Source organism: Caloramator sp. CAR-1, assembly GCF_030546345.1.
Lineage (GTDB): Bacteria > Bacillota > Clostridia > Clostridiales > Caloramatoraceae > Caloramator > Caloramator australicus.
Genome location: NZ_JAUONW010000012.1, coordinates 1 through 15,630, shown reverse-complemented (window position 1 = coordinate 15,630; position 15,630 = coordinate 1). Strand labels below are relative to the sequence as shown.

Here is a 15,630-nt window from a genome sequence, read left to right as displayed (position 1 = left end):
TCTCCCTCTTTTAATCCATAGAATAGGTTACCCTTAAGTATTCCTCAAAGGTTGTTTCTCCCATCAACACCTTCTGTTTGCAACTCTCTTTAAGTGTAACAAGCCCCTTTTTCACTGCTAAATCCTTTAGTTCATCGCTGCTGGATGTTTTTAAAATGGAATTTCTTAATTCTTTATCTATAACCAATATTTCATAAATGCCTGTTCTTCCCATATATCCTTTATTGCCACAGTATGAACATCCTTTTCCTTTATACAGCTTTATATTTTGATTATCATTAATACCTAAAGCATTAATTTCTGTTTCATCCGGAATATACTCCTCTTTACAATGGGGGCATATTCTTCTTACAAGCCTTTGGGCAATTACACCAACCAATGAAGAGCTAATCAAATAATTTTCAATTCCCATATCAACAAGCCTTGTTACTGCACTTGCTGCATCGTTTGTATGTATAGTTGATAGAACAAGGTGTCCAGTTATCGCTGCACGAACTGCTATTTCAGCGGTTTCTTTATCTCTAATCTCACCTATCATTATAATATCTGGATCTTGTCTTAGAATCGATCTTAAAGCTGTCGCAAAGGTAAGCCCCGACTTTGGGTTTACTTCAACTTGATTTATACCATATATCGTGCTTTCGACAGGATCTTCTACTGTTATAATATTTTTGCTTCCAGTATTTAGTTCTCTTAAAATCGTATACAAAGTTGTTGATTTCCCACTTCCTGTAGGACCACTAACTAAAATGATACCATGCGGGGATGAAATTATTTTACCAAACAGCTCCAAATCGTGTTTTAAAAATCCTAAATTGGTTTTATCCTTTAAAAACGCCCTTTTATCTGCTATTCTAATTACTACCTTCTCTCCATAAACCGTTGGTAAAGTTGAAATTCTCATGTCATATTCCTGTTCAAAATACGTATACGAAGTTCTTCCATCCTGCGGAATTCTTCTTTCTGCTATATCCATATTTCCTAAAACCTTTATCCTGGCAACAAGGGCTGAATGAAGCTCAATTTCCATCTTCATAATTTCATAAAGTATTCCGTCGATTCTAAATTTTATCTTTAGCTCCTCTTCAAAGGGCTCTATATGAATATCGCTGGCCCTTTGATTTATTGCCTGTTCAAATATTGAATTTACTAATTTTATAATCGGCGCAGAGGCTGATTCATCTTCAGCAGCATTTTTATTTCTTTCAGTTTTAAATACCTTGCTTTCCTTCTTAAATTCCTCAGCAGCTTTAAGGGCCTCTTGTTTACCATAATACTTATCTATTTGTCTTTTTATTTCATCTGATTTTGCTATAACCGGTTGAACGTTTTTGCCGCTATAAATTTGAACATCTTCTATTGCAAATATATTTAAAGGATCAGCCATTGCTACATATAGCTTGTCCTTTTCAAGCTTAATAGGAATCAATGTATGTCTTTTGGCAATGCCTTCAGAAATAAGCTTTACTGCATCTTGTTCTATTGGAAACCTATCAAGCTTAACATGGGGTATTCCAAGTTGAAATTCCAAAACCTCAATAATTTGATCCTCTGAAATAAACCCCTGCTCAACTAATATTTCCCCAAGCTTTTTCCCGCTACTTTTTTGTAATGTTAAAGCCTTTTGAAGCTGTTCTTGGGTTATTAAACCTGCCTCTATTAAAACTTCACCTAGCCTCTTTTTAGTTTGCATAGACCATTTCCTTTCGGCATTTTATTTCAATCTCTTATTGTAATTATAAGGTAATTTTGATTTCTTGTAAATAAACCCTTCGTTTTTAAAAAAACATATTTATTGAATAAATCTTCATTTTTTGAGATAATATTAGTAAATTCAAACCTTGAGGTGATTTCGATGGAAAATATAAATATTTTTAATATTCTGAAGTATGAAATGGATAACTTGTTGTATAATCATATTTTGAATCAAAATATTAATCTAATTAAAAATTTTATTAACGATGACCTTATAGAAAAATTAGAATCGCTAGTAAGGAATAAAAAATTTACAGCAAAAGAACTTTATAATGAAGTTTATAATAATATTAAAATCTTAGGTCCAATTCCTGAAAACTTCTTGCAATATTTATATGAATATACTCTATCTAAATCCTTTCCAAATGCTGTAACAATTAAATTATATGATGATTATTCATTGGTATGCGAAATATTTTTAATATTATTTTCTATTTTAAATAGAATTCAAAAATATTACGATGACAATTCTTGGCAGGGAAGGTTCCCACTGATATTTTTAAATGAAGACGAAATAGATAGCGAAATGAGAACAGAATATAGCAGGTTCTTAAAGGCATTCAACAGTGAATACATTTACGAGCTTATGAAATTACATAAAGAGCTAACCCAGCATAATACCTTAGATCATATTTGCGGCGTTCATTATCTTGCACTATATATTGCAAGACAGGTAAAGGCTTCTGGCCTTCCTATTAGCCTTGCTAAAATTTCAGGAGCAGCCGCCGGTCACGATGTAGGTAAATTCGGATGTAGGCCTCAAGAGTTAAAAAAAATACCCTACCTTCATTATTACTATACGGATATGTGGTTTAAAAAGAATAATATCATGTATATAGGCCATATTGCTGTTAATCATTCCACTTGGGATTTAGAACTTGAGAATCTTCCAATTGAATCATTAATCCTTATATATTCTGATTTTAGGGTGAAAAATAAAAAAATAGGTGAAGGGCAAAAGATGCATATTTTCTCTCTGGAGGAGTCCTTCGATGTAATATTGCAAAAACTCGATAACGTCGATGAAAAAAAAGAAAAAAGATATAGAAAGGTTTACGCAAAATTAAAGGATTTTGAAGACTATTTAATTAGCCTTGGTATAAATGTCGACTTAGAAAAGAGTCAACCTAAAGAAGAGAAAAGTAAAATAAACTATTCACTACTACAAGGCAAAGATGTTATAAATCACCTTAAGTTTGCTGCAATTTATCACAACATCAATTTAATGCATCGCCTTCGCGACGAAGCTTCACTAAATCTTATGCTGGAGGCTGCAAGAAGCCTTTCGGATAAAAATAATCTTAGGGAATACCTAAGTGTATTTGAGGAATATTCCCAGTATTTAACTCAACATCAAAAGATATTAATGCTAAAATTCTTATACGATGAAATGTTAAACCCAGAAGATGATATTAGAAAGCAGTGTGCCCAACTTATAGGAACATTAATTGCTACCTTTGATGAAGAATACAGAAAGGAAGTTCCTGAGGATATTAACATAGAAAATCCTTCAATTACTAGCTTGGACCTTTTAAAACAATATATTAAACTTTTTTTAAACCCCGATGAAAGGTTATTAGACTTACATAAGGGATGGATTGGCTACAATTTTAGCACAATGCTATTGTCGCTATTTAAAAACTGTAGAAGAAATCAAGTTAATTCTTACAAAGAGGTTTTAAAAGAAATTTACAAAACTTCACCTCCTAAATACAATTTAATCTTTATGATAGAGGCAATTAAATATATTCCTATAACTGACGATGATGATATTTTTATTGAATTTCTCCTTAACAATTTTACATCAGACAATTTAGTTTATGTTTTATCCGCCCTTGATACAATAGATAAACTTTTAGAAAAATACCCGACTATCCCTAAAATGAGCACAATAAAGGAACATTTAATTAAAAATATGAACAGCAATCATTTTGAAGCTGATGAATATATTAAGACTAAAATACTTTCAAAATTAGGTCATCCAATTGAGCTCGATATAAATAAATACGAAAACAAGATATCAGATATTTCCCTTAGCAACTTAAAAACGGCTACCAGCTGGATTGTAAAAAGGATTCAAATAGAAATGCTCTACGATTATGCCATAAACAATATTAAAACCTCAGGACTTTATATTGCAATTCACTTCTGCAATATATTAAAGGTTAGTGCCTACGAAAGCGTTAGAAATAAAGCAGGAGAAATGCTTGTTAAACTTATTCCATATCTTACAATGGAACAGCGAAACGACATAGTTGTAGAATTATTAAGGGCACTTGAAATTGAAGGTTATCAATTTACTAAGTATATCCCTGAATATTTAGGACAAATAGTCCTATATTTAAAACCAATTGAATTAAATGAAGTTGTTGATGACTTTGTAGAAAAAATTAAAACTGCAGGTGTGCAAATAAACACACTTCTTTTAAAGACCATAGGTATATCTATAGCTAACTATTTTAAATATAAAATAAATTTTTACGAAGACAATAACCAATACTATCATAGATTAAACAGGCTATTAGGTGTTTTGATGAATGGTCTTGTCCATTATAAAAATTCTATAAGAAGGACGGCAATTAGTGTAATAGGAAAAATTATATTTGAAAATAATACTCTAAAATTTGAAGAAAAAGCAAAAATATTTAACTTAATCGCTAAAAAGCTTCTAACTTTAATTCCAGAGGATAAAAACGACGACCTTCAATTTTTCTCAAATTCAGCGTCATTAAATCATATTTATAGATTTATTTCTGAATATATAAATATAATAGGCAATATTGAATTAGAGCCAGAAAATAAAATTGCCTTTTTCCCTGGAAGTTTTGACCCCTTCTCCTTAAGCCATAAAGAGATTGCAAAGGCGATCAGGGATTTAGGATTTACTGTTTATCTACAAGTAGATGAATTTTCATGGTCAAAGCAGACTCTTCCAAACCTTTTAAGAAGGAACATTATAAATCTTTCAGTTGCAGATGAGCTAAAAATTTACATATTCCCAAAGGATGTCCCGATAAACATAGCAAATGTTAATGACCTTAAAAAACTTAAAGATATTTTCCCTCACTCTGAAGTATATCTTACCGTTGGCAGCGACGTTATTAGCAATGCCTCTGCCTATAAATTAGCTGAGGGCGATTTTAACATTTATAATTTCCCACATATAATATTTGAAAGAAGGAGCCTTTTACACACTCCTACAAATGATAGCTTAAATCTACAGGATTATTCAAAATTTAAAAAGGATATAATTAAACTTTCCCTTCCACCACAATATGAGGATATCAGTTCTTCACAAATTAGAAATTATATAGATAAAAATAAAAATATATCAGCCCTTGTTGACCCCTTAGCTGAAAGATATATTTTTGAGAATGGTTTTTATAGAAGGGAGCCACAATATAAATCGATAATTAAAACAGTATCAATTGATATTACAGTTTACGATGAACCAAGCAGTGAATTGATTTCTTTACTCTCTACATTATTTAAGAATAAAAATGAACTTTATAAACAAAAATTAATATCCATGTCCAAAAAATATAATGCAAGATTTTTAGTAATAAAGGACATAAAAGAGGATAAAATATTAGCCTTCTCTGCCTTCCATTGGCTAAGAAGTTCATCTTTATATTTAGAACTTTTTGACGCTATTGCAACTGAATATATAAGAGAAAACGCAGTTGGCAGAATAATAATGATTGATGCACTTTATATTAATAAAGATAATAGTTATAAAAATATTGATAAAATACTTTTAACCGAAACTTTAGCCTTTTGCATTGCTAAAGATTATGATTACGCTATTTATAAAGATTGTTTAGAACTAAATGACGAAGAAATCATAAATAATTTAACTCTATACGGTTTTATAAAGATTCCACATTCTGATGATGTATATGCAGTTAATATGAACTCCCCCTGCACGATTAATCTTGATATTGAAAACGTTTTAAAGGAGCCATTTAGAAGTAATTCAAACATCGCTTTAACAATTGAAAAATCACGCAAAAAACTTTTAGAGGCCCTTGTAAGCCTATATCCTGGCAATTTACTCTTGCCTATCGATATGGATATTGTTCACGAAAGTTTAGTAAGGAAGATATGTAAAGAAAATGGTGTATCAACTATTCCTCAAAGGGATAAAAAATATGGCCCCTTTATGTGTGTTCCCTTTGGTAATTTTTTAAATAGATACATCGTTCCAAATACAGTGACAAAATCATTACACACCGAAAAATTTTTTGAACCAGATATGAAAAGCTTTACTATAAAAGCCTATCCGTATTACCTTGAAATAGAAAATCAGGTTAAAATGATTAAATCCTTTAATAGGCCGGTTATCTTAATTGATGATGTTCTGCATAAGGGCTATAGAATTAAGGCATTAGATCCTCTACTAAAAAAAGAAGATGTAAAGGTTCATAAAATTATCGTTGGTATACTTTCAGGAAGAGGAAAAGAAATAATGGACGTTCAAAAAAGAGATGTTGACTGCGTTTACTTTATACCTAAACTTCGTCATTGGTTTAATGAAAATTTACTTTATCCATATATAGGTGGTGACATTCTCTGGAGGGGTGAATATCCAAAGAGAAATTTAATTCCATCTGTAAACTTAATTTTACCCTATGCATCTCCTACATTTATTAAAAAAGCATCAAAAAAGGCTATATATAATTTATCAAAAATATGCCTTGAAAATGCCTTTGATATATTAAAGGCAATAGAAGAAGAATATCAAAATATCAGAGAAAGAAACTTAACTTTATCAAATCTTGGAGATGTGTTTATTTCTCCAAGATACCCAGACCACGGTAAGGATATAAACTTTGATCTGAGCCTACCTCCTTCACATTATCTCAAAAATGACATTGAGCTTCTTGAAAGAATGGAAAACATTCTTATTCGCGAATGAGGTGTTGATATGTATTATTATAAATTACAAGATAAGTTTATTTTTTCATTTGATAAATATAATCTACCTTCTATTTCAGAAGAACAATGCTTTAAGCAAGATATAATATACTTCTTTGGCAGAATGCCTTTAGCAAAATCAAGGAGAAGTTTCGTCGTAACTTCTCCTAGTGAACTTTTTCTTAAAGAGGAGGATATTGAAATATTAAATCAAAATATGGATTTTTATGAATTGCCAATAAGGCTTATAGACAAAATAACCCAAAGAAAATTAATTTATATAAACACGAATTATAGTGATTGGCAAGATTTTTATTCCTTCAAGGCAAACTTTAATAAAATAAACATAATTGGTCTTGGAGATGTTGGAGGAATTTTGTTAACAGGTCTTAGATTGATGGGAAAAAATATTATTGAATCCATAGGCATTTACGATAAGAACATCGAAAAAATGAAAAGATGGTTCTATGAAGCTAATCAAATTCTTGAGTCCTTTAGTAAGGATAAATATCCAAAAGTTTCAATCCTCAATGAAGAAGATATATTTGATTGCGATATATTGATATTTTGCGTAAGTTCCAATGTCCCCGGACTTAATGAAAAGGGCGATGTTAGAATGCTTCAGTTTGAAGGAAATTCAAAAATAATAACGCAGGTTGCTAAAAATGCTCGTAAAAATGGTTTTAAGGGTATCTTTGCCGTAGTTTCTGATCCTGTTGACCTTTTATGCAAAGTAGCCTTTGTTGAAAGCAATAAAAATGAAAATGGCACTTTCGACTATAAGGGGCTAAAACCCGAACAAATAATTGGTTTTGGCCTTGGTGTTATGAATGCAAGGGCCAGCTTTTATTCAAAATTAATAAATGGTGCCGAAAATTACGACACAGAAGGAAGAGTTTTTGGACCCCATGGTAGGGACATTGTCGTTGCAAACAGCATTGTTAATTATGATGATGAGGTTTCAATTGAACTTACAGAAAGGGTAAAAAATGCAAATATAGATGTTAGAATGACGGGTTTTAAACCCTTTATCGCCCCCGCCTTATCTTCAGGGGCTCTATCGATTATTTCCCTAATAAAAGGAGACTGGTTTTACGGCTCCACGTTTATTGGAGGAACTTATTTTGGTTGCAAAATGCGTATTAATAAAAGTTTCATTGAAATTGAAAGGAATCCTTTAAACGAAAGGTTATTAAATAGAATAAAAGAAAGTTATAGGAAACTAGGTGAAATTATATGATATTTGTAATTACTACTCCTAAAAGGGGAAAAACATTAAACAATATGCTAAAAAGTTTTCTCTCTGATAAACCTTATAAAATTATTGACTCACCTGAAAAGATCGAAAAACTACAAAACAAAAAAATATTATTTGCCTTAGATTTAGATGAAGCAGGTTTTTGTCATGAAGTTAATACTATTATGTCTAAATTATTTGAATTAGGAAAAGATTCCCTTTTAAACTCAACTGCTGCGATCTTGATCCATAGCCCTAATTATCTTTTTACTAAATCTCAGGCACAGTCTATAATATTTCTTGCAAATAGTTTAGGTTGCCGTTTTATAGGTCATCCCCTTGTGGAGGCAATAAAGGACTTTAAAAACTTTCAAACATGGCAAAAAACAATTAATCTTTCCCTTGAAGAAATCTGTTATGACCAATGCAGAATATTGGGCGATAGACTTTGGGATTTTGATAATAAAAAGCCTTCTAAGCCTAAACTACTGGCCCTTCATGCCAGCAACAAAAGCACCTCTAACACCCTTATGCTATGGCATATGGTAATGAAAAATTTATGTGAATTTGAAATAAAAGAACTGCATGTTGAGAATGGAACTGTTCTTGATTGCATTGGCTGTTCCTTTAAAACCTGCATTCATTTTAGTAAACAAAGAAGCTGCTTTTATGGTGGAATTATGGTGGAGGAAGTTTACCCAGAGGTTGAAAAATCCGATATAATAATGTGGATTTGCCCTAACTATAATGACGCAATTTCTGCTAATTTAACGGCTGTCATAAATAGATTAACTGCGCTTTATAGAAAGATGAAATTTTATGATAAGAGAATATATTCAATTGTCGTATCCGGCAATTCAGGAAGCGACAATGTTGCAAAACAGCTCTTGGGTGCTTTAAATATAAATAAGGGGTTTATATTACCCCCCTATTTTCTTCTTTCTGAAATTGCAAATGATCCTGGAACAATCCTTAAGGTCCAAAATATTGAAAATAAAGCCCTTGATTTTGCATTAAAAATAAAAAGAGAAATATTTGCCGATTGAAAGAAAAGTAAAATTAAAGTATAATATGCTTGGACGCTCACCTCAATTTTACTCCTACGATTGTAGGGGTTATTTTTTTATTTGCACCAATTGATAAACTCTTCAAAGAGCCTCAACATTATTGGGTGTTTCTTAGTCATCATCTCGGGATGCCACTGAACCGCCATTATAGGCTTTGTTTTATGCTCTATTGCCTCCACTACTCCATCTGAAGATGTGGCAGAAACTATGAAATTACTTGGCACTTCCTTTGCTGCTTGATGATGGAAACTATTTACAAGAACTCTATCCGTATCAAAAATCTTATAAAGCCTTGTTCCCGGGATTATATTTATATAATGTCCTATGTCATTTATATTAGCCCTCTGCATATGATTAATGTATGCTCCTATATTTTGGCTAATATCCTGATAAAGTTTTCCACCAAAAGCAACCACCATTATTTGCTGCCCTCTGCTTATTCCTAAAATAGGCATATCCTTCTCTATAGCTGCTTTAACTATGAAAAGCTCATATAAATCCCTTGGAGTGTATGTAAATCCTACATGTTTTGATGGTTCCTCTCCGTAATAAATTGGGTTCACATCATGTCCGCCAGATAAAATAATGCCATCAAGCTGATCGATTATCTGCAAAAGATCCGATTCCTTGTTAATTATAGGAACAATAACAGGAATACCGCCTGATTCTAAAACTGCATCGATATAGTCCTTTGCAATATAAAACCTTTCCTGGCCTGTGTAAAGGCCCTCCTGAGAAATCATATAATCGGCTGTTATTCCAATTAAAGGTTTTTTCATAACATTCACCTCCTGTTATTTATATGATATATCTTTTTTGGGGAATTTAAAAGTAATTTAAAAAAAATTATTGTATAATAAAATTAATGAAGGAGGGATAATAAATGAAAAGAATATATATGGACAATGCAGCAACATCCTTCCCAAAGGCTAAGGGAGTTGCTGAGGCTATGACAAATTACATAGAAAATATAGGCGGAAATGTTGGAAGGGGTTCCTATTACAACTCCTATGCTGCAGGATCAATAGTCTATGAAACAAGGGAACTTTTATGTAAATTATTCCACTTTGATGACCCCTTAAAGGTAGTATTTACGATGAATATAACTCAAAGTTTAAATATGATACTTAAAGGTTTTCTTAAAGAAGGTGACCACGTTTTAATTTCTTCAATGGAGCATAATGCTGTCCTAAGGCCCTTAACTAGTCTAAAGCAAAAAGGAATCGAGCTGGATATAATTCCCTGCGACAACGAAGGCTTTCTAGATCCTAATTCAATTAAACAATATATAAAATCTAATACCAAATTACTTGTTATAACTCATGCTTCTAATGTATGTGGCTCTATACAGGAAATTAAAGAAATAGGTAAAATTTGTAAAGAACATGATATTGATTTTGTTCTTGATTCTGCTCAAACTGCAGGAATATTAGATATAGATTTTTACGATACATACTTAAGTGCCCTTACCTTTACAGGGCATAAAGGTCTTTTAGGCCCCCAAGGAATTGGAGGATTTTTGATTACCAATGAATTTTCAAATAAAATATCCCCTCTTATAGAAGGTGGAACTGGAAGCCTTTCAGAATCCTATTCGCAACCTGAAATTTTACCTGATAAATTTGAATCGGGCACCTTAAATATCCCTGGTATTTTTGGGCTTAATGCATCTTTAAAATATATATTAAGTTTAGGCCTTGAAAATATAAGAAAAAAAGAAAAAGATCTTGCAAAGCTATTCCTTGATGGACTTCATAACATAGAAAATATTAAAGTTGTTGGAAGTTATGATATAAGTAAAAGAACTGCAGTAGTTTCAATTGATTTTCAAAACATAGATAACTCTGAAGCAGCCTTTATCCTCGATAACGAATATGGGATTATGACAAGAGTTGGACTTCATTGTGCTCCTTTAGCCCATAAAACTTTGGGAACCTTCCCAAAGGGAACAGTAAGATTTAGCTTTGGCTACTTTACGTTAGAAGAAGATATATTCTATGCATTGGAGAGCATAGAAAAAATAGCTAAACTTTAGGTTAAATATTGATGCTCATAATTTTTTATTATATAATTAATAACAAACCGAATATTTAAAGTCAATGATGGGGAGGAGTATCATGAGGATCCCTTAAGCGAGCAGGGGACGGTGGGAGCCCTGTAGGGTTACTTATGAGAAAAGAGCCCCTAAGACGCTGCCGGAAAGCTTTATGCAAGTATGGTAAGCCCCTTCATAGGGTTAAAATTTCGAGTGGGCACATGCCAATAAGAGTGGTACCGCGGGATAGCCGTCTCTTGCAGAGACGGCTTTAATTTTTTTATACGGGAGGGATGTTTATGGAATATAAAAAGATAATCTCTGAAAGACTAAGTGCATTAACAGGTCTTTCAAATGATGCAATTGAAAAACTTATTGAAATTCCACCAAAACCGGAAATGGGTGACTTTGCCTTCCCCTGCTTCCAGCTTGCAAGAACCTTAAGAAAAGCTCCTAATTTAATCGCCGAAGAATTAAAAAATAGCATAGATAAATCTGGTTTTGAAAGAATTGAAACTGTTGGTGGGTATTTAAACTTTTTTGTAGATAAAGCAAACCTTGCAAAATCAACCCTTGAAAAAATATTATCTGAAAAGGATTCATATGGACATTCAAAGATAGGGGCAGGTAAAACAGTTACAATAGACTTTTCTTCACCAAATATAGCAAAGCCATTCCACGTAGGACATTTATACTCAACTGCAGTTGGTAACGCTCTTTATAGGATATTTTCATCCCAAGGCTATAAGTGTGTTGGCATAAATCATCTTGGCGATTGGGGAACTCAATTTGGCAAACTAATAGAAGCATACAAAAGATGGGTTGATGAGGAGGCTCTTGAAAAGGAACCTATTAAAGAACTATTAAGAATTTATGTTAAATTCCATGAAGAGGCAGAAAAGGATCCAAGCTTAGAAGACATTGCAAGAATGCATTTTAAAAACCTTGAAGATGGCAAAGAAGAAGAAGTTAAGCTTTGGCAAAAAATTAAAGACGTTAGCTTGATGGAATTTAATAAAGTATACGATATGTTAAAAATTAAATTCGACTCCTATGCTGGGGAAAGCTTTTACAACGACAAAATGGATGAAGTTGTAAAAATGCTGGAAGAAAAGGGACTTCTTACAGAAAGCCATGGTGCACAGGTTGTTAATTTAGATGAATTTAATATGCCACCCTGCATAATTAAAAAGTCCGATGGTGCCACGATTTATGCAACAAGGGACCTTGCTGCAGCAATTTATAGAAAAAGAACCTATGATTTTTATAAAAATATATATGTTGTTGGTCTTGAACAAACTTTACACTTTAAACAGGTATTTACAACCCTAAAACTTATGGGGTTTGATTGGGCAGATGACTGCGTTCATGTAGGTTTTGGTATGGTAAAGTTTGCTGATAAAAAACTTTCAACAAGAAAAGGTGATGTAATATTCCTTGAGGATTTATTAAATGAAGCTATTCAAAGAGCTAGAGAACTTATTGAAGAAAAAAATGCATCATTAGAAAATAAAGACGAAGTTGCAAAAATTGTTGGAATTGGTGCAGTTGTATTCACCTACTTAAAAAACAACAGAGAAAGAGATATTGTTTTCTCATGGAATGATATTCTCAATTTTGATGGTGAAACAGGACCATATGTTCAATATTCATATGCAAGAGGTAAAAGCATTCTAAGAAAGGCAGAAGGTTATGGTGCTAATTTTGATTTTGAAAAGTTAAATTCTCCTGAAGAAGTAGAACTTGTAAAGCTTTTAGCCTCCTTTAATGATGCAATCCTTTCCGCAATAGATAAGTATGAACCTTCCATTTTAACAAGATATATTATTGATGTAGCTAAAGCCTTCAATAAATTCTACAACATGCACCCAATCCTATCAATTGAAGATGAAGCATTAAGAAATGCACGCCTTGCCCTTGTTGAAGCTACAACTATAGTTATTAAAAATGGATTATCATTGATTGGTATCGATGTGGTTGAAAGAATGTAAAATGAGCCCCTAGGTTAGGGGCTCATTAATTAATTGTTTTAATATTTTAGTTAATTCATCATAACCTATTATTGTAGATGCATCTTTTGGTTTTAACTGCAAAAATAAGTAGTTTCCAAATTCCTTTTCAACAAGAACGTCCATATCTAACTGTCCAGGATAAATAATTATAACCTTTTCAATAGGGAAAATAGGCCTTTCTAAATCTTTTGAAATATATTGAACTGTTGTTTTGTAATTTTTAATTTGAATCATCGTCTCATTATTTTCTATATCACTCCACAAGTAACCGAATCTTCGATATTTAACTTCTATTATATAAGATTTTATATATTTGTTATCTTTATAAAAATCAATCCTTATGTCCGGTAATTTATTTGAAGCATGAGTATAAAAACCCGAACCGTTTTTTAAAGCCTCTTGATATAATGAGTATAGTTCCTTTTCATACCACACTTCTAATCTTAAGTTTCCTTTAGTAAAAATTGCTCCCATCCCGCTTGGGATCTCATCATTTAACTTGTTTGAAAGCAATTTTTTATAGTCGCTTTCCTCAAGGTTAAATCCTAATTTTTGAATTATATCTAGGACAACTAATAAAACAAAATACTCATAAAGTAGATCCGTTGTTTTAAAATTTGGTTGATAATAATTTTTATAGTCTATAAGTTTTCTATATAATCTATAAACTTTCCCATACTTTGAATTCATTAATATGCTCTTTAATGGGATAACTTTACTTGTAGAATCTACATCTATAAAAAAGTTTATATACTTTGACAATAAGTTTTTCATCCAGCGAAGGTCCTTAATGAGAAAATCATAATCATTAAAATCTCCTTTTGTTTCCTTTAATTCATTCAAAAATACCTCTAAATCCCTAAGTTCCATATAAAGATTTAAAAGCATCGCCTTTAAAATTTTGTTTTCTCTTGAATTTAGGGTTGGGATCTTTTTTATTTCTAATCTTTCTCCCCCATTTCTCCTGCCTGAAAACCTAATAGTTTTGATATCTTGTTTTTTAACATTTTGTCCTTTCATATAAGCTTTTTCAAGTTCAGTTAAAGGTGATTTAATTATTTCGTCTAATAGTTTAACTAATATTATGAAGTTTTCCTTATATGTCTTTATAACATTTAAATAATTTGATTTTATTATATTTTTCTTTATTCTATTTATTTGAGCAAAGGTGTTTAAATTATATGATATTCCGTCTATTCTACTATTTATATAATCCCTTATGAATTGTAGCTGCAATTCATTAACATGCCTTGGATTAACAGAATAAATATTGTAATAATAATTGCCCTTATAAAAAATTCTTACCAAATGGTCCCCTGGAAGAAGAATAGAATATTTATTTAAACCTTCAAATAATTTTTGGCTCTCATTTGGATTTATCTTTATAAACTCACCTTGGCCGTTAAAAATATTTTTTATTTCTAAGTAGCTGTTTTCATCAGAACTTTCGAATTTAACGTTTACTTTTGATGATTCTTTTAGTTCAACTATTTTTTCCTTTATCTCATATATATTGTCATAAAATTTGTCTAACCTAAAAATAGTTTCTTTATCGAAGTTATCAACAGTAAATACTACTGCTGCACCAAAATTATGATGCATACCCATTATAATACATCTCCTCAGCCTTTCTCTTTATTTCTGCTAAACAAAGTTTAAAATCTGAAACATTCTTTGCTAAATCGTCAGTAAATAGCTGATATAATAAACTATCTTTAATTCCTTCTCCATCGCTAATTCCTATAAGCCTTCCGAACTGTTCCTGATGCCCTTTGATTTTAGTTAAAATTCTTTGTTTGATAGCAATATCTATTGCCCTACTTCTATCAATAAGTTTTTGTCCTTTATCGTCTTCGGGAATATTTAAAATATATAATGCTATATGCTGTAGTGTTCTATAGGAAACTCCTTTTTGTTTGTCAAAGCTGTTAATCAGGTTATGTAGTTTATCAAAAAACTTCAATTCAATGTCTTTAAATACATCAATAGGGAAATCAACTGTCCTTCTCCAACTCCTTATAAATTTGCTTTCTACAAAGCTTTCTGTGTAATTAGTATTTTTTTTGTTTTTAAACAAATCCTTCATTTCCACAAATGGAACGCTTTCTAATGTTATTACATTAGCCCTATCTAATAATCTATCCGAAAAATCTTTAGTTGTTTCATCTATATTAACAGTTCCAACAAATAAAACATTATCGCCAACAGTTATCTGAGCAGGATATTTATCGCTATTTTTACAGTTTGAATTTTTATTGTATAATATCAATTTTCTTTCATCTTCCTTCATCTCTAAGAGCGAAATAAAAGGGCTAAACCAATACTCTACTTGACTTAAATTCATTTCGTCAAAAATAATCATAAAAAGGATAGTGTCAAGATATTGTAGGTTAATTTTTATAGACAACCCCCTAAAATGTTTAAAATCAAGACTTTCGTAAACTTTTAAACTTTAAATTATATTTTCATATTTAATTGATTTTAATATCTTATACATTGGCGTTACTTTTCCAATATTTAATATTGTTATATTATTTATTCCTTCTCGTGAAGAATTATTTATTCTTTTAATTGTTTCTTTTATCTTCTTTTTATTTAATCTAAATG

Annotated in this window: 9 protein-coding genes, 1 pseudogene and 1 other annotated feature; of the genes and pseudogenes, 5 read left to right on the top strand and 5 right to left on the bottom strand. The window is 31.3% G+C overall.

Annotated elements, in window-relative coordinates; genetic code table 11:
* Nucleotides 1–10: 10 nt before the first annotated feature.
* Complete coding sequence (locus tag Q3V94_RS03775; protein ID WP_303525256.1) at nucleotides 11–1,693, bottom strand: GspE/PulE family protein; 1,683 nt, start codon at nucleotides 1,691–1,693, stop codon at nucleotides 11–13.
* 162 nt (nucleotides 1,694–1,855) lie between these two features.
* Here Q3V94_RS03775 and Q3V94_RS03770 point away from each other — a divergent pair, with 162 nt between their 5' ends.
* From Q3V94_RS03770 to Q3V94_RS03760, 3 genes are read left to right on the top strand one after another with little or no spacing between them, the layout of a single operon-like run.
* Entirely contained in the window at nucleotides 1,856–6,673 is a 4,818-nt protein-coding gene (locus Q3V94_RS03770; RefSeq protein ID WP_303525255.1) for a nicotinate-nicotinamide nucleotide adenylyltransferase, read from the top strand.
* A gap of 9 nt (nucleotides 6,674–6,682) precedes the next feature.
* Nucleotides 6,683–7,912, top strand: a complete 1,230-nt coding sequence (locus Q3V94_RS03765) for a lactate dehydrogenase (protein ID WP_303525253.1) — start codon at nucleotides 6,683–6,685, stop codon at nucleotides 7,910–7,912.
* Nucleotides 7,909–8,955: a flavodoxin family protein gene (locus Q3V94_RS03760; protein WP_303525251.1), complete on the top strand. Its 1,047-nt coding sequence runs from the start codon at nucleotides 7,909–7,911 to the stop codon at nucleotides 8,953–8,955. Before Q3V94_RS03765 ends, Q3V94_RS03760 begins: the two co-directional genes overlap by 4 nt.
* A gap of 77 nt (nucleotides 8,956–9,032) precedes the next feature.
* Here the strand turns inward: Q3V94_RS03760 and Q3V94_RS03755 are convergent, their stop codons facing one another.
* The gene (locus Q3V94_RS03755) at nucleotides 9,033–9,755 is read right to left on the bottom strand and encodes a gamma-glutamyl-gamma-aminobutyrate hydrolase family protein (RefSeq protein WP_303525249.1); all 723 of its coding nucleotides are present in this window, start codon (nucleotides 9,753–9,755) and stop codon (nucleotides 9,033–9,035) included.
* 104 nt (nucleotides 9,756–9,859) lie between these two features.
* Here Q3V94_RS03755 and Q3V94_RS03750 point away from each other — a divergent pair, with 104 nt between their 5' ends.
* Together Q3V94_RS03750 and argS are read left to right on the top strand one after the other, a co-directional pair.
* Nucleotides 9,860–11,011, top strand: coding sequence for an aminotransferase class V-fold PLP-dependent enzyme (locus Q3V94_RS03750; protein WP_008909297.1), 1,152 nt, complete (start codon nucleotides 9,860–9,862; stop codon nucleotides 11,009–11,011).
* Between the two features lie 55 nt (nucleotides 11,012–11,066).
* Nucleotides 11,067–11,272 (top strand) — a binding site (T-box leader).
* Between the two features lie 38 nt (nucleotides 11,273–11,310).
* Complete coding sequence (argS, locus tag Q3V94_RS03745) at nucleotides 11,311–13,002, top strand: arginine--tRNA ligase (RefSeq protein ID WP_008909296.1); 1,692 nt, start codon at nucleotides 11,311–11,313, stop codon at nucleotides 13,000–13,002.
* Between the two features lie 9 nt (nucleotides 13,003–13,011).
* On the opposite strand, the gene Q3V94_RS03740 is transcribed toward argS, so the two are convergent.
* The 3 genes and pseudogenes from Q3V94_RS03740 to Q3V94_RS03730 form a co-directional block, all read right to left on the bottom strand.
* Entirely contained in the window at nucleotides 13,012–14,631 is a 1,620-nt protein-coding gene (locus Q3V94_RS03740) for a nuclease domain-containing protein (protein ID WP_008909295.1), read from the bottom strand.
* Entirely contained in the window at nucleotides 14,615–15,430 is an 816-nt protein-coding gene (locus Q3V94_RS03735; protein WP_303525245.1) for a hypothetical protein, read from the bottom strand. The genes Q3V94_RS03740 and Q3V94_RS03735 overlap by 17 nt, the downstream gene beginning before the upstream one ends.
* A gap of 45 nt (nucleotides 15,431–15,475) precedes the next feature.
* Nucleotides 15,476–15,630: pseudogene (locus Q3V94_RS03730) on the bottom strand (UPF0236 family protein); the annotation flags it as partial.

Bases quoted from the DNA above. Each gene is read 5' to 3' on its own strand.
- Q3V94_RS03750 (WP_008909297.1), top strand. From the start codon at position 9,860: ATGAAAAGAATATATATGGACAATGCAGCAACATCCTTCCCAAAGGCT.
- Q3V94_RS03775 (WP_303525256.1), bottom strand. From the start codon at position 1,693: ATGCAAACTAAAAAGAGGCTAGGTGAAGTTTTAATAGAGGCAGGTTTA.
- Q3V94_RS03760 (WP_303525251.1), top strand. From the start codon at position 7,909: ATGATATTTGTAATTACTACTCCTAAAAGGGGAAAAACATTAAACAAT.
- Q3V94_RS03755 (WP_303525249.1), bottom strand. From the start codon at position 9,755: ATGAAAAAACCTTTAATTGGAATAACAGCCGATTATATGATTTCTCAG.
- Q3V94_RS03770 (WP_303525255.1), top strand. From the start codon at position 1,856: ATGGAAAATATAAATATTTTTAATATTCTGAAGTATGAAATGGATAAC.
- Q3V94_RS03765 (WP_303525253.1), top strand. From the start codon at position 6,683: ATGTATTATTATAAATTACAAGATAAGTTTATTTTTTCATTTGATAAA.
- argS (WP_008909296.1), top strand. From the start codon at position 11,311: ATGGAATATAAAAAGATAATCTCTGAAAGACTAAGTGCATTAACAGGT.
- Q3V94_RS03740 (WP_008909295.1), bottom strand. From the start codon at position 14,631: ATGGGTATGCATCATAATTTTGGTGCAGCAGTAGTATTTACTGTTGAT.